Genomic DNA, 18397 nt, shown 5'->3' on the forward strand with positions numbered 1-18397 from the left:
TGTCATCATGGGCCGGTGCATACGTCAGGGAGCAGCAGTGCCGGTGACGGCAAGGGAGTCGGACTCGGTCTCGCGCTGGTGTCCGCGCTCGCCTTCGGCGGATCCGGGGTCGCGGCCAAACCGTTGATCGAGGCGGGGCTCGACCCGCTCCACGTGGTGTGGCTGCGGGTCGCGGGCGCGGCCCTGCTCATGCTGCCGCTCGCCGTACGCCACCGCGCGCTGCTGCGCCGTCGCCCCGCACTGCTCGCCGGGTTCGGCCTGCTGGGCGTGGCCGGTGTGCAGGCCTTCTACTTCGCCTCGATATCCCGCATTCCGGTCGGCGTGGCCCTGCTCGTCGAGTACCTCGCACCCGCGCTGGTGCTCGGCTGGGTGCGGTTCGTGCAGCGAAGGCCGGTGACCCGCGCGGCCGCGCTCGGTGTGGTCCTCGCGGTCGGCGGACTCGCTTGTGTCGTCGAGGTCTGGACAGGTCTGAGCTTCGACGCCCTCGGGCTGCTCCTCGCGCTCGGCGCCGCCTGCTGCCAGGTCGGCTACTTCGTCCTGTCCGACCAGGGAAGCGACTCCGGCGAGGTCCCCGACCCGCTCGGCGTCATCGCGTACGGCCTCCTCGTCGGCACCGCCGTGCTGACCGTCGTGGCCCGGCCCTGGACCATGGACTTCTCCGTCCTCACGCACCGGGCCGACATGAACGGCACCCCCGTCGCGGCGGGACTGCTGCTCGGCTGGATCGTGCTCGTCGCCACGGTCGTCGCCTACGTCACCGGCGTGGTCTCGGTGCGCAGGCTCTCGCCGGCGATCGCCGGTGTCGTGGCCTGCCTGGAAGCGGTCGTCGCGACCGTCCTCGCCTGGGTACTGCTCGGAGAACACCTCTCCGCACCGCAGATCGTGGGCGGCGCGGTGGTCCTGCTGGGCGCCTTCATCGCCCAGTCCTCGGCCCCGGCCAAGGGTTCCGCGGACCCGATCGCGACCGGCGGCACCGAAAGCCGCCTCGCCGCCCGGAAGACCGCCGCCTGAGCACTCCGCAGCGCCATGGGCTGTCGCGGTGCCCGCGAGGCGGAACCGCAGGCGGGACGTCCACGTGACCCTTCAGGGCGCCACCGGAATTGCGGTGGACGCCACCCGGCCCTCCTGGACTAGGCTCCGCGTCATGCACACACGCACGCGCATCGTTTCTCCGCCGGCCGCCTGAGGCGGGCTTTCCGGAGACCACGCCCGGCCGGTCGCCGGGCACAACGGTGCTGCCCGCAGACGAAGTCCGCGGACTCCGCCACCGAGCGGGCGTCCTCTTCCGAACTTCCGCGCCTCGGCGCGACTGCGGAGAGAACACGTGTCGCATGCTTCTTCAGGCCTGCCCATCCGGCGAGGCCTCGTCTACCTGATCATCGCCGGTACCACCTGGGGCACCGCGGGAGCGGTCGCCTCCCTGGCCTACCGCACCAGTGACCTGGGCCCGGTGGCCCTGTCCTTCTGGCGCTGCACGGCGGGCCTCGTCGTCCTGCTCGGCGTCAGTGCCGTACGGCCACGCGCGCGTACGGCCGTCTCCGAGCCCGCGGGCCGCAAAGCGCTGCGCGTCGGTGCCTCGGGTCTGGCGCTCGCGGTGTTCCAGACCGCGTACTTCGCGGCCGTACGATCCACCGGCCTCGCCGTGGCCACCGTCGTCACCCTCGGCGCCGGCCCCGTCCTCATCGCGCTCGGCGCACGCCTGGCTCTGGGGGAGCGGCTCGGGCGGAGCGGAGTCGTCGCCGTCGTCGGCGCGCTCGCCGGACTCGCCGTGCTGATGCTCGGCGGCGCGGAGGCGTCCGTGCGGCTCCAGGGCGTGCTCCTCGGACTGCTCTCGGCGGCCGGTTGCTGTGTGATGACCCTGATCACGCGCGCCGCCCGGGCCGGGTCCTCCGGTACGTCCCTCGGGGTGTTCGCGGTCACCAGCGTCTGTCTGCTGCCCTTCGCGCTGGCCGAGGGACTGGTCCCGCACACCACCCAACCCGCCCTGCTCATCGTCCTGTTGGCCTACCTCGCGACCTTCCCCACGGCTCTCGCCTACGCCCTCTACTTCGCGGCCGCCGCGGTCGTCCGTTCCACCACCGTCTCCGTGATCATGCTGCTCGAACCGGTGAGCGCGGCGGTCCTGGCCGTCGTGCTGTTCGGCGAACACCTCACCGCGACCACCCTCGTCGGCACCCTGCTGATGCTGGGTGCGGTCGCCGGGCTCGCCGTGACGGAGGCACGCGTCCTCGCATGAGAAGTCGAGGGGCCCTTCTCGCCGAAGGGCCCCTTCGCTCAGGCGCGTTGCCGCCGCAGCAGATGCTCCCGCGCCGCCGCGTCCCCCGGAGCGTCCCGGCCGGCGAGCTCTCCCGCGATACGGTCCCGCACCTCCACGGTCCGCTTGCCGGCGTACTTGAACTTCGCCCGCACACCGGTCACTTCGAGCCGCAGGCCGCGGATCCCCGACAGCATCCTCCCGAACGGCACCTCGCCCGCCGCCACCTCCGCGGTGCCGCCCTCCGGCTGGAAGTGGCCGACCTGGCGGTTGAGCAGCGCGGCCTTCCCGGCCGGATCGTCCACCAGGTGGGCACGGCAACGGAGTTGGACGGCCGCGTAGAAGCTCGTGGGCACGCCCTGCTCGGGAGGAGCGTCAGGTTCGGCCTGCCAGGGGCCGGGGACGAAGGCGTAATCGTCGACCACGCTCAGCACGACCTCCGGGTTCGCCTCCAGCGCACCCCAGAGCGGGTTGGGTCGCGCGAGGTGGGTGAGGGCCTCGCCGAGCTCGGGGTCGTAGGCGAAGTGCAGGGGCTGGACGAACGGAGGCTCGCCCGCCGGGCCGTTGACGGCGAGCTGCCCGAAGTCGTGGACGGCGAGCCACTGTTGCCACTCGGCGTCGTCGCGGGCCACGTCCCAGGGGTGGATCAGCATCACAGGCTCGCCAGGTAGCCGGGGACCTCGGTGCCGGGGGCCAACTCGCCGTCGGCGACCGGGGTGTCGTAGCCCTTGCGCAGCGGGACCACGCCGGCCCAGTGGGGGAGGGCGAGGTCCTCGGGCTCGTCGTTGACCCCGCCCGTGCGGAGCTTGGCGGAGACCTCGTCGAGGTCGAGGCGGATGACGGCGGTGGCGGCGAGTTCCTTCTTGTTGGCCGGCCGGGAGTCGAGGGCACGGCCGGGCGCGACGTGGTCGACCAGCGCGTCCAGGGCGAGTCGCTTCTCCTCGGTGTCCGTGACGTCGTACGCAAGTCCGTGCACCACCACGGACCGGTAGTTGATCGAGTGGTGGAAGGCCGAGCGGGCCAGGATCAGCGCGTCGACATGCGTGACCGTCAGACACACCGCCAGCCCGGGGTCGGCCTTGCCCGTCATCCGCAGCGGGCGCGAACCGGTGGAGCCGTGGACGTAGAGCCGCTCGCCCACCCGGGCGTAGAGCGTGGGGAGCACCACCGGGGCGCCGTCCCGGACGAAGCCGAGGTGGCAGACATAGCCCTCGTCGAGTATCGAGTGGACCAGTTCCCTGTCGTACGAGGCACGGTCGGGGGAGCGCGTCGGGACGGTGCGGTCGGTCGGCGCGTAGGCGGTCGGCTCCGGCGTGGTCGCGGTGGTGCCCTGCATTGCGGTCTCCATTGCACTAGTGCATAATATGTTTTGTGCTAGGAGAATATCGGATCGAAGGTCGGCGTGCAGCGGAGATTGCGGCGAGCGTCGAGCGCGCGGTGGGTGCGGGGGAGCTGGAGCCGGGGCAACTGCTGCCGCCGATGCGGGAGTTGGCGGCTGAGCTGAGCGTGAATCCCAACACGGTCGCGGCCGCGTACCGCACCCTGCGTGAGCGGGGTGTCATCGAGACCGCCGGGCGAAGGGGCAGCCGGGTGCGGTCGAAGCCGGCGACCACGGGGCGCGAGTACATCCGGGTGGAGGTCCCGGAGGGTGTGCGGAACGTGGCGAACGGCAACCCGGACCCGGCACTGCTGCCGCCGCTGGGGCCCGCGTTCGCCGCGGCCGCCGAGCGGGGCGACCGGGAACCGGTCCTGTACGGCGAGCCGACCGTGGACCCGGAGCTGGCGCGTCTGGCACGCGGGGCGCTGGACGCGGACGGCGTTCCGGACGGTCCTCTCGCCGTCGCCTCCGGCTCCCTCGACGTGATCGAGCGCGTCCTGGCGGCCCACCTCAGGCCGGGCGACACGGTCGCCGTGGAGGACCCCGGCTGGGGCAGCCTCCTCGACCTGGTCCCGGCGCTGGGCCTGCGGATGGCCCCGATGGGCGTGGACGACGAGGGCCCGCTGGTGGACGACGTACGCAGGGCCCTGGCGTCCGGCGCGCGAGCCCTGATCGTCACCGACCGGGCCCAGAACCCGACCGGAGCCGCGGTGACGGCCACGCGCGCGCGTGCCCTGCGCGCCGTACTCAAGGACCACCCGGACACCCTCCTGATCGAGGACGACCACGGCCACGGCATCGTCGACCTCCCGCTGCACCCCCTGGCCGGCGTCACCCACCACTGGGCCTTCGTCCGCTCGGTCGCCAAGGCCTACGGCCCCGACCTGCGCCTGGCCGTCCTCACCGGCGACGAGGTCACGGTCGACCGGGTCGGAGGCCGGCACCGCCTGGGCCCCGGCTGGGTCAGCCTGATCACCCAGCGGGCGGTGGTGCACCTGTGGGCCGACGGCGTACTGGACACCACGGAGGTCGCGGCGGTGTACCGCAGGCGCCGTGACCGGCTGATCGACGCGCTGGCGGAGCGCGGAGTCGAGGCCCACGGTCGCAGCGGGCTCAATGTGTGGATCCCGGTCCCGGACGAGACCGGCGCGGTGGCCCGCCTGCTCCACGCGGGCTGGGCGGTGGCCCCGGGAGCCCGTTTCCGGATGAGCGCCCCGCAGGGGATCAGGGTGACCGTGGCTACCTTGAAGGACACCGAGGTCGCCCCCCTGGCAGACGCCGTCGCGAGGGCGTCGGGTCCGGGGCCGACCCGTGATCACGTGTAGAGCCGAGTCGCCTTCAGAGGCGCGGGGAACTGCGCGACCAGCCACCACGCATCCGCCGCAGCCGATCGCCGCGCACCACCCCACCAGACGTCCGCCGTACCTGGGTGAGGGTCGCGCCCGCGAGAACGACCACCGCCCCCACCGGCGCCGACCGGCTCAGCGACTCACCCAGCACCATGACCCCCAGAATGCCGACCACGATTCGGCCACCTGATCTCGTAGCACAAGCGAGTTTTGGAGCGAGACATCTCGTAGTATTGCTTACATGTTGAACCTGGAGCGCCTGCGCACCCTTGACGCCCTCGCCCGGCACGGCTCGGTCAGCGGTGCCGCCGACGGCCTGCACATCACGACGTCGGCCGTCTCGCAGCAGATGTCCAAGCTGGAGCGCGAGGTGGGCCAGCAGCTCCTCGCCAAGAACGGACGGGGTGTGCGGCTCACCGACGCGGGCCGCCTGCTGGCCGAGCACGCGGGCCGCATCCTGTCCCAGGTCGAGCTTGCCCAGTCCGATCTGGAGGCCCAACGCGGCCAGGTGGTGGGGGAGTTGCGCCTGGCCGCGTTCCCGACGGCCGCGCGCGGACTGTTCCCGGCCGCGCTGTCGGGGCTGCGCGCACACCATCCGGACCTGCGGATCAGCTCACGGGAGATGGAACCGGAGCCCTCGATCCTCGCCGTGCTCCGCGGTGACCACGACGTCGCGGTCGTCCTCGACTGGTACAACAAGCCGCTGCCCGTGCCCGACGGACTGGTGAAGGCCTCGATCGTCGACGACACGGCCGATGTGGCGATGCCGGCGACCCATCGCCTCGCACAGCGCGGCGAGGTCGACCTGGAGGACTTCGCCGACGACGACTGGGTCACATGGGGTGAGAGCGAGTTCTGCCACGAGTGGCTGATGCACACCCTGCGCTCCAAGGGCATCGAACCCCGCGTCTCGCACCGCGCGGAGGAGCATTCCACCCAACTCGCCCTGGTCGCCGCCGGGCTCGGGGTGTGTGTGGCGCCCCGGCTGGGGCGCGGACCGCTCCCGGACGGGGTGCGGGCCGTGCCCGTACGGCAACCGGTCAGCCGCCACATCTACGCCGTGTGGCGCGCCGACGCCGACCGCCGCCCCTCGATCCGGGCGGCGGTGCGGGCGCTCAAGTCGGCGGCGGAGCAGGCCGTCTGAGGGGGCCGGGCCTCAGGCCGGGCCCAGCTTGCGGAAGTCCCAGGAGACGATCTTCTCCGGGGCCAGTCGTATCCAGGCGTGCCTGCCGTCGTGCGGCATCTCCTCCAGGCGGAAGTTCTTGCGGGCGAACAGCGTCTCGGGCACGTCGAGTTCGGCGCACAGCTCGCCGGTGCGCGGAGCCTCGCCCACGAACTCCACGGCCCCGGACAGCTCCACGCCCTGCAGCTCGTCGTACTCCTCGCCCGTGTCGACCACTATCGCGACCCGTGGATCGCGGCGCAGGTCCGTCCAGCGCTTGCTGCGCACGACGGAGTACAGCCACATCGACGTGCCGTCCCAGGCGAACCACAGCGTGCTCACGTGCGGGGCGCCGTCGGCGGAGACGGTGGCGACCCGGCACGTGCGCTGGCTGGTGAGGAACTCGTCCAGCTCCCCCGGCGTCATCATGATCTTCCGGCCCCTGCGCTGAGTGACGGTCATACATCCCCCTCTTTGTCTCACGTCGTGTCAGAGGAGATCCTCTGACATCACGTCAGAAAAGGATGGGTCGTCTTCCGTCCCCACGCAATGGTGGCTACTGTCACCGGCTCCGGGCCACCGGCGACGAGGGGGAACCGTGCCGTCGTACGAACGACTTCGCGAGCTGCTCGATCCCGACACCACCGTCCTGCTCACCGTCGAATGCCAGCAGGGCGTCGTGGGAGCGGACAGCGCCCTGCCCGAACTCGCCCGCGCGGCACGGGATTCGGGCGTCCTCGACAACATCGCGCGGCTGGTGTCCGCCGCCCACGGAAGCGGGGTCCAGGTGATCCACGCGATCGCCGAACGCCGCCCGGACGGACGCGGCGCCAGTCGCAACGCCCGTCTCTTCCGTGCCGCCGAACGCCTGCCCGTCCAGCAGCTGGCGGGCACCGCGGCGGTGCGGGTGGTCGCCCCGATCGAGGTCGCCGAGGAGGACCTCGTCCTGCGACGGCTCCACGGGCTGTCCCCGATCCAGGGCACCGAGGCGGACGCGCTGCTGCGCAACCTCGGCTGCCGCACGCTGGTCGTGACCGGGGTCTCGGCCAACGTGGCGATCCCGAACGCCGTCTTCGACGCCGTGAACCGCGGCTACGACGTCGTCGTGCCGAGCGACGCCGTCGCGGGGGTGCCCTGCGACTACACCCCCGCGATGGTCCGCCACACCCTCGCGCTGGTCGCCACGGTCGCGACCACCGACGAGGTGCTGGCCGGCTTCGAGCGGGCCCGGCGGCCGCGGGTCACGTCAGCGTGATCGAGTCCCCGCTCACGGTGATCTGCTCGGCCGGCAGCGGCTGGGTCGCGGGACCCTTCTTGACGCTGCCGTCCTCGACCGAGAACTCGCTGTTGTGGCACGGACAGTGGATGACGCCGTTGGCCACACTGCCCACCGCGCAGCCCGCGTGCGTGCACTTGGACGAGAAGGCCTTGTAGGTGCCCGCAGTCGGCTGGGTGACCACCACGCCCTGGTCCTTGAAGATGGTGCCGCCGCCCTCGGGGATGTCGGAGGTCTTCGCCAGGACGGTGCCGCCGGAACCGCTGCCGGAGCTGGAGCTGGAACCTCCGCCGCTCGCGTTCGCACCCGCCTGGGTGCTCGAGGAGGAGTCGGACGAGTCGTCGCCCGATCCGCACGCCGTCAGCGCGGCGGCGAGTCCCGCCGCGCCCACCGCCGCCACGACGGTACGGCGGGCAGGAGCCGGAACGGGATGGGGCAGTTCGCTGGTCATGCTGACATTCCTTCCAACGCGGACGTGGTGCAGCTGTCCAGGGGTACGGTCGCCCGACACGGGTTGTTCAGACGATGTCGAGATCTAAACGTGTTCGAGATCAGGGCCGTGTAAGCCAGAGCTGTCGCTTCGCTGTCGGCCCGCAAGTCGGCCAGTAACCTGGGGCGATGCTCAAGGAAGCCATCGCGACCCGCTACATCACGCCCCTGCGTGAGGGCGGTTCACTGCCGGGGCTCGTCGAGGCCGACGACCGCGGGACGTACGTCCTCAAGTTCACCGGCGCGGGACAGGGCCGTAAGACGCTGGTCGCCGAAGTGGTGGCCGGAGAACTCGCGCGCAGGCTCGGTCTGCGGGTGCCGCGGCTCGTGACGCTCGACCTCGATCCGGACCTGGGGCTCGGCGAACCCGACGAGCGGGTGCAGGAACTGCTCAAGTCCAGCGGCGGCACCAACCTCGGCATGGACTTCCTCTCCGGGGCCCTCGGCTTCGACCCGCTCGCGTTCTCGGTCGGCCCTCAGGAGGCCGGGCGGATCGTCTGGTTCGACGCGCTGGTCAACAACGTCGACCGCTCCTGGCGCAACCCCAACCTGCTGAGATGGCAGGGCGAGGTGTGGCTCATCGACCACGGCGCGACCATGATCTGGCAGCACAACTGGCCCGGCGCGGAGAAGTCCGCCGCCCGCCCCTACGACGCCTCGGACCACGTCCTGAGGCCGTTCGCGCCGGATGTGGCCGCGGCCGCCGCCGAGCTGGCCCCGCAGGTCACCGAGGACCTGCTCGCCGAGGTCACCGCGGAGATCCCGGACGTCTGGCTGGCCGGCGAACCCGGCTTCGGTTCGCCGGACGAACTCCGGCGGACCTACGCGCGGCCCCTGCTCGCCCGCGCGAGCGTCGTCCACGAGCGGATCGAGGGGATCCAGTGACCGAGCGCCACATCATCAGGGGCGGCCGCACCGACGGCCGCGAGGTCTTCGAGTACGCCCTGCTGCGGGTCGTGCCCCGCGTCGAGCGCGGCGAGTGCATCAACGCCGGGGTGCTCGTCTACTGCCGCGCCAAGGCCTACGTCGGGATCCGCACCCATCTCGACGAGGCCCGGCTGCGGGCGCTCGACCCGGACGCCGACGTGGCCGGTGTCCGGGCCGCGCTCCGGGCCGTCGAAGGGATGTGCGCCGGTGGTGACGCGGCCGGGCAGGGCGACCGCGACGATGCCGGGCGGCGCTTCCGCTGGCTGATCGCGCCCCGCTCCACCGTCGTCCAGCCGGGCCCCGTGCACACCGGGCTCACCCTTGATCCGGCCGACGAACCGGAGCGCCTGCTGGACCTGCTGGTGAGGTAATGCCTCACACCCGGCCCGTGTGACGTTGACACCGCGTGCCATGGCTTCTAGCGTCACGTCTGTCGAAGGTACTAAGCGGTCGCTCACCAACCGGGCCGTACCTTCTCAGGGCGATTTTCCGAGGGCGATTTCTCAAGGGCGAGGAGAAGAAGAATGTCCAGCACAGAGCAGCGGGTAGCGGTGGTCACCGGTGCCGCGCGCGGCATCGGCGCCGCCACCGCCGTACGACTGGCGGCCGAGGGCCGCGCGGTGGCCGTGATCGACCTCGACGAGGCCGCCTGCAAGGACACCGTGGAGAAGATCACCGCGGCCGGCGGCCGGGCGATCGCGGTCGGGGCGGACGTCTCGGACGAGACCCAGGTACAGGCCGCCATCGCGCGCGTGGCCGACGAACTCGGCGCGCCGACCATCCTCGTCAACAACGCGGGCGTGCTCCGCGACAACCTGCTGTTCAAGATGAGCGTCTCCGACTGGGACACCGTCCTGAACGTGCACCTGCGCGGCTCGTTCCTGGTGACCAAGGCCGTCCAGAAGCACATGGTGGACGCGGGCTTCGGCCGCGTGGTCAACCTGTCCTCGTCCTCCGCGCTCGGCAACCGCGGCCAGGCCAACTACTCCGCCGCCAAGGCCGGACTGCAGGGCTTCACCAAGACCCTCGCCATCGAACTCGGCAAGTTCGGCATCACCGCCAACGCCGTCGCCCCCGGCTTCATCGCCACGGACATGACCGCGGCCACCGCCGAGCGCGTCGGCATGGGCTTCGAGGAGTTCAAGGCCGCGGCCGCCACCCAGATCCCGGTCGCGCGCGTGGGTGAGCCCGACGACATCGCCAACGCCATCGCCTTCTTCACGGGTGAGGCCGCCGGATTCGTCTCGGGCCAGGTGCTGTACGTCGCCGGCGGACCGCTCGACTAGGGAAACAGGACCATGACTTCGCAACTCCCCGAGCTTTCCGGCAAGGTCGCGCTCATCACGGGCGCCAGCCGCGGTATCGGTTACGGCGTCGCCGAGGCGTTCGTCGCGCGCGGTGACCGGGTGGTCATCACCGGCCGTACCGAGGACACCCTCAAGGAGGCCGTCGAGCAGCTCGGCGCCGAGCGTGCCGTGTACGTCGCCGGCAAGGCGCACGACGAGGCCCACCAGGCCGGCGCCGTCGAGCGCGCCATGGAAGCCTTCGGCCGCGTCGACTACCTGGTCAACAACGCCGGTACCAACCCGGTGTTCGGGCCGATCGCCGACCTCGACCTCAACGTGGCGCGCAAGGTCTTCGAGACCAATGTGATCTCCGCGCTCGGCTTCGCCCAGAAGACCTGGCACGCCTGGCAGAAGGACAACGGCGGCGCGATCGTCAACATCGCCTCCGTCGCGGGCATCGCGCCCTCGCCCTTCATCGCCGCGTACGGCGTCAGCAAGGCGGCGATGATCAACCTCACCCAGCAGCTCGCGCACGAGTTCGCGCCTGGGGTGCGGGTCAACGCGATCGCCCCGGCCGTGGTGAAGACCAAGTTCGCCTCCGCCCTGTACGAGGGGCGCGAGGCCGAGGCCGCCGCGTCCTACCCGCTGGCCCGCCTCGGCGTGCCCTCCGACATCGGCGGCGCCGCGGCCTTCCTCACCTCGGCGCAGTCCGACTGGGTCACCGGCCAGACGCTCGTCGTCGACGGCGGGATCTTCCTCAACGCCGGCGTGGGCTGACCTGCCACGCCTCGGCACGGGCGTCCGTTGACAGTGACGGCGCCCGTGTCGACGTACAAAACGCCTCATAGGCGATAGACAGCTGCATCACAGGCGTGACGATCAAGGCGCCCGTGACAGAAAGGTTGAGCGGGCCCGGCGCTGCGGTATGTTTTGCCGAATTTAGGCACGGCATTCGAGGAGCAGCGCGTGTACATGCGTAACCGATACCTGCCGCCGCTCGCGGCACTCGTGTCCATATCCACGGTGGCCGGATGCGGTGTGTTCTCCTCGGGCTCCTCCGACGACGGCAAGGCGATCGTCGTGGGAACCACCAGTGCCCCGGCCACGCTGGACCCCGCGGCCTCCTGGGACAACTCCTGGGAGCTGTTCCGCAACGTCTACCAGACACTCCTGAACTACAGCCCCGGTGGCTCCGACCCCGAACCCGACGCCGCCGAGAGCTGCGAGTTCACGGACGCGTCGAGCACCGTGTACAGCTGCACGCTGCGCGAGGGCCTGAAGTTCTCCGACGGGGACACGCTGGACGCCAAGGCCGTCAAGTACTCGTTCGACCGGATCAAGAAGATCAACGTCAACGGCGGCCCCGCGGGCCTGCTGGGGACCCTCTCCCGGGTAGAGACGAAGGGCGACCGCGACGTCGTCTTCCATCTCACCCAGCCCGACGCCACCTTCCCCCTGGTGCTCACCACGCCCGCCATGTCGATCGTGGACCCTGACGAGTACCCCGCGAACGCGCTCCGCAAGGACGGGAAGATCACCGGCTCGGGGCCCTACAGCCTCGACTCCTACGAAGAGGGCCAGAAGGCCGAGCTCGTCCGCAACGACAACTACAAGGGCATAGCGGACCTCAAGAACAAGGCCGTCACCATCCGCTACTTCCAGCAGTCGGACGAGATGGTCAAGGCCCTCAAGAACAAGGAGATCTCGGTGGTGTACCGCGGTCTCGGCGCCTCCGACACCGTGGACATCGAGGTCAACCAGCAGAAGGAGGGGCTCCAGCTGGTGGAGAACCCCACCACCGAGATCAGTTACCTGGTGTTCAACCCGAGCGACCCGTGGTCCGCGAAGCCCGCGGTCCGCAAGGCCGTCGCCCAGATCGTCGACCGCCCGGCGCTCGTGCACTACGTCTACAAGGACACCGTCGAGCCCCTGTACTCGATGGTCCCGGCCGGACTCACCGGCCACACCACCGGCTTCTTCGACGACTTCGGAGACCCCAGCGTGTCCAAGGCCAAACAGTTCCTCAGGGAGGCGGGGATCACCGAGCGCGTCCCGCTGACCCTGTGGTACACCAGCGACCGCTACGGCTCGACGACCAAGCCGGCCTTCCAGGAGCTGAAGCGGCAGCTGGAGGCCTCCGGCCTCTTCACGATCACCCTCAAGAGCCGCCCGTGGAAGACCTACGTCGAGGGCTACCAGAAGGGCGAGTACCCCGTGTTCGGGCGTGGCTGGTTCCCCGACTTCCACGACGCCGACAACTTCATCGCGCCCTTCGTGGGCCAGCAGAACGCGCTCGGCACCCCGTACGCGGCCCCCGAGATCACCGGCCGGCTGCTGCCGGAGTCGCGCGCGGAGAGCGACCGCGGGGCCGTGGGCCCGGAGATCGAGGACGCTCAGCAGATCTTCGTGGACGACGCGCGGCTGGTGCCGCTGTGGCAGGGCAAGCAGTACGTGGCCGCGAACGAGGAGATCGCCGGTCTAGAGAAGGTCATCGACCCGGCGACCATGATGACGATGTGGGAGCTGTACTGGAAGACGAGCTGGTAGGCCCCCGGCCCGGCCCTCACGGCACGGACTGTCAGTGGTCGCCTGTAGGTTCTGAAGCCTGAAGTGACCGCACATCGTGAGGACGTTGACGTGACCGACATCGCCATGCTGCCCGAGTCCTGGCGCGGGGTTCTGGGTGACGAGCTCCAGCAGCCGTACTTCAAGGAGCTGACGGAGTTCGTCGAGGACGAGCGGGCGAAGGGCCCCGTCTACCCGCCGCGCGAGGAGGTCTTCGCCGCCCTCGACGCGACACCGTACGACCAGGTGAAGGTCCTGATCCTCGGTCAGGACCCTTACCACGGCGAGGGCCAGGGCCACGGCCTGTGCTTCTCGGTCCGCCCGGGCGTCCGGACCCCGCCCTCCCTCCGGAACATCTACAAGGAGATGAAGGAGGAGCTGGGCCTGGAGATCCCGGACAACGGCTACCTCATGCCATGGGCCCAGCAGGGCGTCCTGCTGCTCAACGCGGTGCTCACGGTCCGGTCCGGCGAGGCCAACTCGCACAAGGGCAAGGGCTGGGAGAAGTTCACCGACGCGGTGATCCGCGCGGTAGCCGAGCGCCCCGACCCCGCGGTCTTCGTGCTGTGGGGCAACTACGCGCAGAAGAAGCTCCCCCTGATCGACGAGTCCCGGCACGTCGTGGTCAAGGGCGCTCACCCCTCCCCGCTGTCTGCGAAGAAGTTCTTCGGCTCCCGCCCGTTCACGCAGATCGACGAGGCGGTCGCCCGGCAGGGCCACGAGGCGATCGACTGGACGATCCCGAACCTCGGCTGACCCTTCCACCGGGCCGGTGCCGTCACGCACCCGGCCCGGTCCCGCCTGACCGGGTTTGTCGGTGGCGGCGGCTAGCGTCGGGAGGGACAAGCGACGACAGCCGACGCAGGGCCTGGAGGAAGCGGTGACGGAGCGACAGGAGCAGGCGGCGCCCGATGCCGTGATGACGCGGATCGGGCAGGTCGTCATGCTGTGTCACGCGGGGGACCGCGAGGAGGCCCGGCACCGCTACCTCGGCCTGTGGGCCGAGATCGGCGCGGACGGCGACCCGCTGCACCGCTGCACCCTGGCGCACTACATGGCCGACGCCCAGGACGACCCCTGCGACGAACTCGCCTGGGACCTGAGGGCGTTGACGGCCGCCGAGGAACTCTCCGACGACCGCCTCACCCGGCACGAGGGCGCGCTCGCCGTGCGCGCCCTGTACCCCTCGCTGCATCTGAATCTGGCCGCCGACTATGTGCGGCTCGGCCGTACGGACGCCGCCCGCGCCCATGTGCGCCGGGCCCGCAGAGCGGCGCACGTCCTCGGGGAGGACAGCTACAGCGACGGCGTACGGGCCGCGATCAGCAGACTGGAACTGCGGCTCGGCGAACGGGGATCCGGGGACGAGGGGTGGGGGCCGCCGCGGCAGCGGCCCTGACCCACCGGTGGCTCAACGGCCGTACGTCTGGTCGCAGATGGCCGCCTCCGGGCTGCCCGCCCGCCACCGGCCGTACTTCTTGCCCAGCGCGCACACATCCTGCGCATTCCTGGGAACCGACTTGGGAACCGATGCGGCCACGTCCGGGATCTCGACACGCGGTTGCCTCGGGTGCCGCACCTCCGGGTGCCGCGGTTCGGGACGGGCCGGGTGCGCGGGGTGACCCCGGTGCTCGGGACGCGCGTGCGCCGGTTGCCCGTTCCGCGGCTGCGCGGGGGCCGCGGCCCCCGGGGCCGAACCGCGCGGCGCGGTACCGCCCGGCTTCGCGGACCGGGACGGGTCGATCATGGACAGCGCCTCCTGAGCCGGGGCCTGCACGATCTGCGGTTCGGCCTGACCGTCCGGACGGGTCTCCCCGGTTCCGGGCGGCTGGGAGGACACGGTCGTCGGCGGTGGTCCGGACACCGGTGGCCGCTGGATCGTCACACAGCCGGTGAGGGCCGAGACAGCCACGGTGACCAGGAGCGTTGCGGTAGTCGTGGTTCGATGCACCCGCGCCACTCTGCTGGTTCGGGCGCCCTCGGCGACAGCGGACGAGCGGAGGTTGCCCCGCACCGGTGATCTCCGTCCCCGTACGGCGTGCTCCTGCCACCCGGTGCTGACGTCAGTCGCCCGTCGCGCCGTCGACGCGCTCGCGGATCAGGTCGGCGTGGCCGTTGTGGCGGGCGTACTCCTCGATCATGTGGGTGTGGATCCAGCGGAGGTTGAACCGCTCGCCGGTCCTGCGGTGCTTGCCCACGCTGATGTCGTCCAGGCCGAAGCGGGCCGCGATGCTCCGGGCCGTCTCGATCTCGGCCTGCCAGGTGGCGTAGGCCTCCTCCCAGGTGTCGGCCTCGGCGATGTGGAAGTCGCCGTCCGGGTCGGCCTCGCTGTAGTAGATCGGCCCCGCGTCCTCGTCGGCCATGACCCTGCGGTACCAGCTCCGCTCCACCTCGGCCATGTGCCGCACCAAGCCCATCAGGGACAGTGTGGACGGCTCCACGGCGGCCCGCCTGAGCTGGGCGTCGGTCAGACCTTCGCATTTCCAGGCGAGGGTCTGGCGGTGGTAGTCAAGCCAGCCGTCCAGCATGGTGCGTTCGTCGGCGGTGGTCGGGGGTTCGGTGCGCTTGATCGTCATGTCCGCATCCTTTCCCGGTTCGTCCGTGACCACCATCGATTTCCGGGCGCTCTCAGCGTCCCCGGCAGCCGCCGTATGCTTCCGGCAAGGCCCGGCAGACAACCGTTGGAGGAGTCCACGTGAAGGTCGGTTGCATCGGACTCGGTGACATCGCTCAGAAGGCGTACCTGCCGGTGCTCGGTGGTCGGCCAGGGGTCGAACTGCACGTGCAGACGCGGACACCGGCGACGCTGACCCGGGTCGCCGACGGTCTCCATCTTCCCGGAGGGCAACGGCACCGGGATCTCGACTCGCTGCTCGCCCAGGACCTCGACGCCGCCTTCGTGCACGCGCCGACCGACGTGCACCCCGACATCGTCGAGCGGCTGCTGGACGCGGGCGTGCCGACCTACGTCGACAAGCCGCTTGCCTACGAACTCGCCGACTCCGCACGGCTGGTGGCGTTGGCCGAAGAGCGGAACGTGAGCCTCGCCGTCGGCTTCAACCGCCGTTTCGCGCCCGGGTACGCGCAGTGCGCCGAGCATCCGCGCGAGCTGATTCTCATGCAGAAGAACCGGATCGGGCTCCCCGAGGAGCCGCGCGCGATGATCCTCGACGACTTCATCCACGTCGTCGACACCCTGCGGTTCCTGGTGCCCGGTCCGGTCGACGACGTGACCGTGCGGGCCCGCGTCGAGGAGGGGCTGCTGCACCATGTCGTGCTCCAGCTCGCCGGGGACGGCTTCACCGCGCTCGGCGTGATGAACCGGCTCAGCGGCTCGGCCGAGGAGATCCTGGAGGTGTCAGGGCAGGACACCAAGCGGCAGGTGGTCAACCTCGCCGAGGTCATCGACCACAAGGGCCAGCCGACCGTGCGGCGGCGCGGCGACTGGGTGCCGGTGGCCCGGCAGCGCGGCATCGAGCAGGCCGTGCTCGCCTTCCTCGACGCCGTGCGCGCGGGAAAGGTGCTCAGCGCCCGGGACGCGCTGGCGACCCATGAGCTGTGCGAACGGGTGGTGCGAGCGGTTCAGGAGCGGTCCGCCTGAGCCGGAGCACGCGCAGGCCGTCCACGGCACACCACGTCATGAGGATGAGCAGCGCCGCATGCAGCGGCCAGTCACCGAAGCGGACGTACAGGGTCGTCCCGGTCGCCAGCGGTACGTCGTACACGCGCGCGGTGCTGGAGTCGGTGCCGACCCACTGTCCGACGCGCTGTCCGCGCGCGTCGTAGACGGCCGAGACGCCGGTCAGGGTCGCGTGCACCATCGGGCGGCCCGTCTCGGCGGCGCGCAGTGCGGCGAGCGAGGCGTGCTGCTCGGGAGCCCAGCTCTGCTGGAACGACGAGGTCGACGACTGGGCGATCAGCAACTGGGCGCCGTCCTCGGTGAGATGGCGGCTCATGTCGGGGAACGCCGACTCGAAGCACACCATCGGGCCGACCTTCAGCCCGTGACCGACGTCCATCACGACCTGCTCGGAACCGTGCCGGCGGTTCTCACCCGCCGCCTTGCCGACCGAGGTGGCCCAGCCGAGCAGTGAGCGGGCCGGGATGTACTCGCCGAAGGGGACCAGCCGCATCTTGTCGTAGCGGTCGCCGGTGAGGCCTTCGGGGCCGACCAGTACCGAACTCTTGTAGATGCCGGGCTTGTCGGAGCGGCGGGCGTCCACGTTGACGAGGATGTCGGCGCCGGTCTCCTCGGAGAGCGCCGCGATCCGCTTCGCCAGGTCGGGCCGGTCCTCGAGGTCGAAGCCGACACTGCTCTCGCCCCAGACGATCAGGTCGACGTCCTGCCCGGCGAGGTCGCGGGTCAGCTGTTCCTCGCGCGAGAAGCGTTTGTCGGGGCCGTCGATGACGCCGGGCTGGACGACCGCGATCCGGGTCCTCCCTCCGGTGTCGGGGCGCGGTGACCACATCCAGGCCGCCGAGGTCACGGCGGCGGTGGCGACCAGGCCCGCCAGGGCGGGGACCCGGGACTCGCGGACCGTCACCAGCACGGCGAGCGCGACATTGACGGCCACCAGAAGGAAGCTGATCAGCCAGACCCCGCCGACCGAGGCCAGCCGCAGTGCCGGCCCGACCTCCCACTGGCTGGATCCGAGCACGCCCCAGGGACCGCCGAGCCCCTGCCAGGAACGGACGAGTTCGATGCCTAGCCACCCCGACGGCAGCACGGCCAGCGCCGCCGCGATCCGGCCGCGTGAGGGCGCACCGGCCAGGAAGTGCCGTACCAGCGCGCCCCACGGCGCCCACAGCGCGCCGAGCAGGGCGCCGATGACGAAGATGAACACGCTCAGGCTGGGCAGCAGCCAGTGGTGCATCCCGACCATGAACCCGAAGCCGCCCGCCCAGCCGTCGTAGGCCGCCCGTTTCGCCGTGGGAGCCGAGCGGATCAGCGCGATCCACGGGATGAGGGCGACGTAGGCGAACCACCACAGAGAGGGGGCCGGGAACGCGAGTACGGGGAGTGCGCCTGCCAGTGCCGCGACGGTTGAGCGCCGCCAGGGGGAGGCGAGCCAGTGGCCGAACGTCTTCATACGACGCCTCCTACCCCGTGAGTGTCTCCAGTGCGCGTGTGTTCGACCGCCCGAGGGTGTCGGCTCAGTTGATCACAGGTGCCGGCGCCGGGTCGGGCAGACGCCGCCACTTCTCCTGTACGACGACCTCGCGCAGCCTCCAGCCGGCGTCCGTGCGCAGCGCCGCGAAGGCGTAACGGCCGCCGCAGACGAAGTCGGGGGCGGTGGAGGCGCTGCCGTCGGCGAGGCGCATCGGGTTGATGTAGTCGGCCTGGACGCGGGCCGTGTCGCCGGTGTCCCGGTCCAGGGTCCCGAACCGGACGCGGCGGTTGACGATCAGGTGCTGCCGCATCGAGAACAGCCGCAGGCTCTCCGCGAGCCACGCCGCGACCCTGTGCGCGTCGCCCTCGACGCCGCCCGCCGAGCGGTAGTCGGCCCGCCCGTCGGAGGTGAACAGGTTCCGGTACGCCTCCCAGTCGCCGTCGTCCACGGCGACGGCGTAGTCGGTGACGAGTGCGTCGACGGCCAGCCGGTCCATCACGGTCGCGAGCTCCACACGCTGCGTCATCGGCTCAGTGTTGGGCATGGGGCGAGCCGCGCCAAGGGGCGTGCGATGACATTCGGCGGGCGGGGTGGGCAGCG

22 protein-coding genes are annotated in these 18397 nt (G+C 71.1%); 13 read left to right on the forward strand and 9 right to left on the reverse strand.

The annotated features are described in order from the left end of the window. Positions 1 to 15 precede the first annotated feature (15 nt). Together ACFYRX_RS25360 and ACFYRX_RS25365 are read left to right on the forward strand one after the other, a co-directional pair. Positions 16 to 1011 (forward strand): DMT family transporter, encoded by a 996-nt coding sequence (locus tag ACFYRX_RS25360; protein ID WP_389103835.1) that lies wholly within the window; start codon positions 16 to 18, stop codon positions 1009 to 1011. 313 nt (positions 1012 to 1324) lie between these two features. Further along, positions 1325 to 2236 carry a DMT family transporter gene (locus ACFYRX_RS25365; RefSeq protein WP_389103838.1) on the forward strand — a complete coding sequence of 304 codons (912 nt, stop codon included), beginning with the start codon at positions 1325 to 1327 and terminating at the stop codon, positions 2234 to 2236. 38 nt (positions 2237 to 2274) lie between these two features. Here the strand turns inward: ACFYRX_RS25365 and ACFYRX_RS25370 are convergent, their stop codons facing one another. Further along, positions 2275 to 2907, reverse strand: a complete 633-nt coding sequence (locus tag ACFYRX_RS25370) for an FMN-binding negative transcriptional regulator (RefSeq protein WP_389103840.1) — start codon at positions 2905 to 2907, stop codon at positions 2275 to 2277. Next, entirely contained in the window at positions 2907 to 3590 is a 684-nt protein-coding gene (locus tag ACFYRX_RS25375) for a pyridoxamine 5'-phosphate oxidase family protein (RefSeq protein WP_389104634.1), read from the reverse strand. Before ACFYRX_RS25375 ends, ACFYRX_RS25370 begins: the two co-directional genes overlap by 1 nt. Positions 3591 to 3625: 35 nt before the next feature. Between ACFYRX_RS25375 and ACFYRX_RS25380 the strand changes: the two genes are divergently transcribed. After that, positions 3626 to 4957, forward strand: a complete 1332-nt coding sequence (locus ACFYRX_RS25380) for an aminotransferase class I/II-fold pyridoxal phosphate-dependent enzyme (RefSeq protein ID WP_389103843.1) — start codon at positions 3626 to 3628, stop codon at positions 4955 to 4957. A gap of 13 nt (positions 4958 to 4970) precedes the next feature. Here the strand turns inward: ACFYRX_RS25380 and ACFYRX_RS25385 are convergent, their stop codons facing one another. Beyond that, the gene (locus ACFYRX_RS25385; protein WP_389103846.1) at positions 4971 to 5156 is read right to left on the reverse strand and encodes a hypothetical protein; all 186 of its coding nucleotides are present in this window, start codon (positions 5154 to 5156) and stop codon (positions 4971 to 4973) included. 66 nt (positions 5157 to 5222) lie between these two features. On the opposite strand from ACFYRX_RS25385, the gene ACFYRX_RS25390 reads away from it, so the two are divergent. After that, complete coding sequence (locus tag ACFYRX_RS25390) at positions 5223 to 6125, forward strand: LysR family transcriptional regulator (protein ID WP_389103849.1); 903 nt, start codon at positions 5223 to 5225, stop codon at positions 6123 to 6125. 12 nt (positions 6126 to 6137) lie between these two features. Here the strand turns inward: ACFYRX_RS25390 and ACFYRX_RS25395 are convergent, their stop codons facing one another. Beyond that, on the reverse strand, positions 6138 to 6605 hold the full coding sequence (locus ACFYRX_RS25395; RefSeq protein WP_389103851.1) for a pyridoxamine 5'-phosphate oxidase family protein: 468 nt from the start codon (positions 6603 to 6605) through the stop codon (positions 6138 to 6140). A 136-nt stretch (positions 6606 to 6741) separates the two neighbouring features. Between ACFYRX_RS25395 and ACFYRX_RS25400 the strand changes: the two genes are divergently transcribed. Next, entirely contained in the window at positions 6742 to 7398 is a 657-nt protein-coding gene (locus ACFYRX_RS25400) for an isochorismatase family cysteine hydrolase (protein ID WP_389103854.1), read from the forward strand. Here ACFYRX_RS25400 and ACFYRX_RS25405 read toward each other — a convergent pair. Beyond that, on the reverse strand, positions 7385 to 7870 hold the full coding sequence (locus ACFYRX_RS25405; protein ID WP_389103857.1) for a Rieske (2Fe-2S) protein: 486 nt from the start codon (positions 7868 to 7870) through the stop codon (positions 7385 to 7387). The genes ACFYRX_RS25400 and ACFYRX_RS25405 overlap by 14 nt on opposite strands. Positions 7871 to 8037: 167 nt before the next feature. Here ACFYRX_RS25405 and ACFYRX_RS25410 point away from each other — a divergent pair, with 167 nt between their 5' ends. From ACFYRX_RS25410 to ACFYRX_RS25440, 7 genes are all read left to right on the forward strand, one after another. Beyond that, positions 8038 to 8793 carry a HipA family kinase gene (locus ACFYRX_RS25410; protein WP_389103859.1) on the forward strand — a complete coding sequence of 252 codons (756 nt, stop codon included), beginning with the start codon at positions 8038 to 8040 and terminating at the stop codon, positions 8791 to 8793. Continuing rightward, on the forward strand, positions 8790 to 9206 hold the full coding sequence (locus tag ACFYRX_RS25415) for a DUF3037 domain-containing protein (protein WP_389103862.1): 417 nt from the start codon (positions 8790 to 8792) through the stop codon (positions 9204 to 9206). Before ACFYRX_RS25410 ends, ACFYRX_RS25415 begins: the two co-directional genes overlap by 4 nt. A 153-nt stretch (positions 9207 to 9359) precedes the next feature. Next, positions 9360 to 10121 (forward strand): 3-oxoacyl-ACP reductase FabG, encoded by a 762-nt coding sequence (gene fabG, locus ACFYRX_RS25420; protein ID WP_389103865.1) that lies wholly within the window; start codon positions 9360 to 9362, stop codon positions 10119 to 10121. Between the two features lie 12 nt (positions 10122 to 10133). Further along, the gene (locus ACFYRX_RS25425) at positions 10134 to 10898 is read left to right on the forward strand and encodes an SDR family oxidoreductase (protein ID WP_389103868.1); all 765 of its coding nucleotides are present in this window, start codon (positions 10134 to 10136) and stop codon (positions 10896 to 10898) included. 189 nt (positions 10899 to 11087) lie between these two features. Then, positions 11088 to 12668: an ABC transporter substrate-binding protein gene (locus ACFYRX_RS25430; RefSeq protein WP_389103871.1), complete on the forward strand. Its 1581-nt coding sequence runs from the start codon at positions 11088 to 11090 to the stop codon at positions 12666 to 12668. 90 nt (positions 12669 to 12758) lie between these two features. Next, a complete protein-coding gene (ung, locus tag ACFYRX_RS25435) occupies positions 12759 to 13442 on the forward strand; it encodes a uracil-DNA glycosylase (RefSeq protein ID WP_389103874.1) in 684 nt (227 codons plus the stop codon). Between the two features lie 124 nt (positions 13443 to 13566). After that, positions 13567 to 14085, forward strand: coding sequence for a hypothetical protein (locus ACFYRX_RS25440; protein ID WP_389103877.1), 519 nt, complete (start codon positions 13567 to 13569; stop codon positions 14083 to 14085). Positions 14086 to 14097: 12 nt separating this feature from the next. Here ACFYRX_RS25440 and ACFYRX_RS25445 read toward each other — a convergent pair whose 3' ends face one another. Together ACFYRX_RS25445 and ACFYRX_RS25450 are read right to left on the reverse strand one after the other, a co-directional pair. Further along, positions 14098 to 14637, reverse strand: a complete 540-nt coding sequence (locus ACFYRX_RS25445; protein WP_389103879.1) for a hypothetical protein — start codon at positions 14635 to 14637, stop codon at positions 14098 to 14100. 112 nt (positions 14638 to 14749) lie between these two features. Further along, positions 14750 to 15262 carry a DinB family protein gene (locus ACFYRX_RS25450; RefSeq protein ID WP_389103882.1) on the reverse strand — a complete coding sequence of 171 codons (513 nt, stop codon included), beginning with the start codon at positions 15260 to 15262 and terminating at the stop codon, positions 14750 to 14752. A 119-nt stretch (positions 15263 to 15381) separates the two neighbouring features. On the opposite strand from ACFYRX_RS25450, the gene ACFYRX_RS25455 reads away from it, so the two are divergent. Continuing rightward, on the forward strand, positions 15382 to 16287 hold the full coding sequence (locus ACFYRX_RS25455) for a Gfo/Idh/MocA family protein (protein ID WP_389103885.1): 906 nt from the start codon (positions 15382 to 15384) through the stop codon (positions 16285 to 16287). Here ACFYRX_RS25455 and lnt read toward each other — a convergent pair. Both lnt and ACFYRX_RS25465 read right to left on the reverse strand, forming a co-directional pair. Next, the gene (gene lnt, locus ACFYRX_RS25460; protein WP_389103888.1) at positions 16211 to 17776 is read right to left on the reverse strand and encodes an apolipoprotein N-acyltransferase; all 1566 of its coding nucleotides are present in this window, start codon (positions 17774 to 17776) and stop codon (positions 16211 to 16213) included. The genes ACFYRX_RS25455 and lnt overlap by 77 nt on opposite strands. A gap of 64 nt (positions 17777 to 17840) precedes the next feature. Continuing rightward, positions 17841 to 18323 (reverse strand): nuclear transport factor 2 family protein, encoded by a 483-nt coding sequence (locus ACFYRX_RS25465; RefSeq protein WP_389103891.1) that lies wholly within the window; start codon positions 18321 to 18323, stop codon positions 17841 to 17843. Positions 18324 to 18397: the final 74 nt, after the last annotated feature.

It is taken from the genome of Streptomyces sp. NPDC005374 (genome assembly GCF_042872225.1).
Classification (GTDB): Bacteria; Actinomycetota; Actinomycetes; order Streptomycetales; family Streptomycetaceae; genus Streptomyces.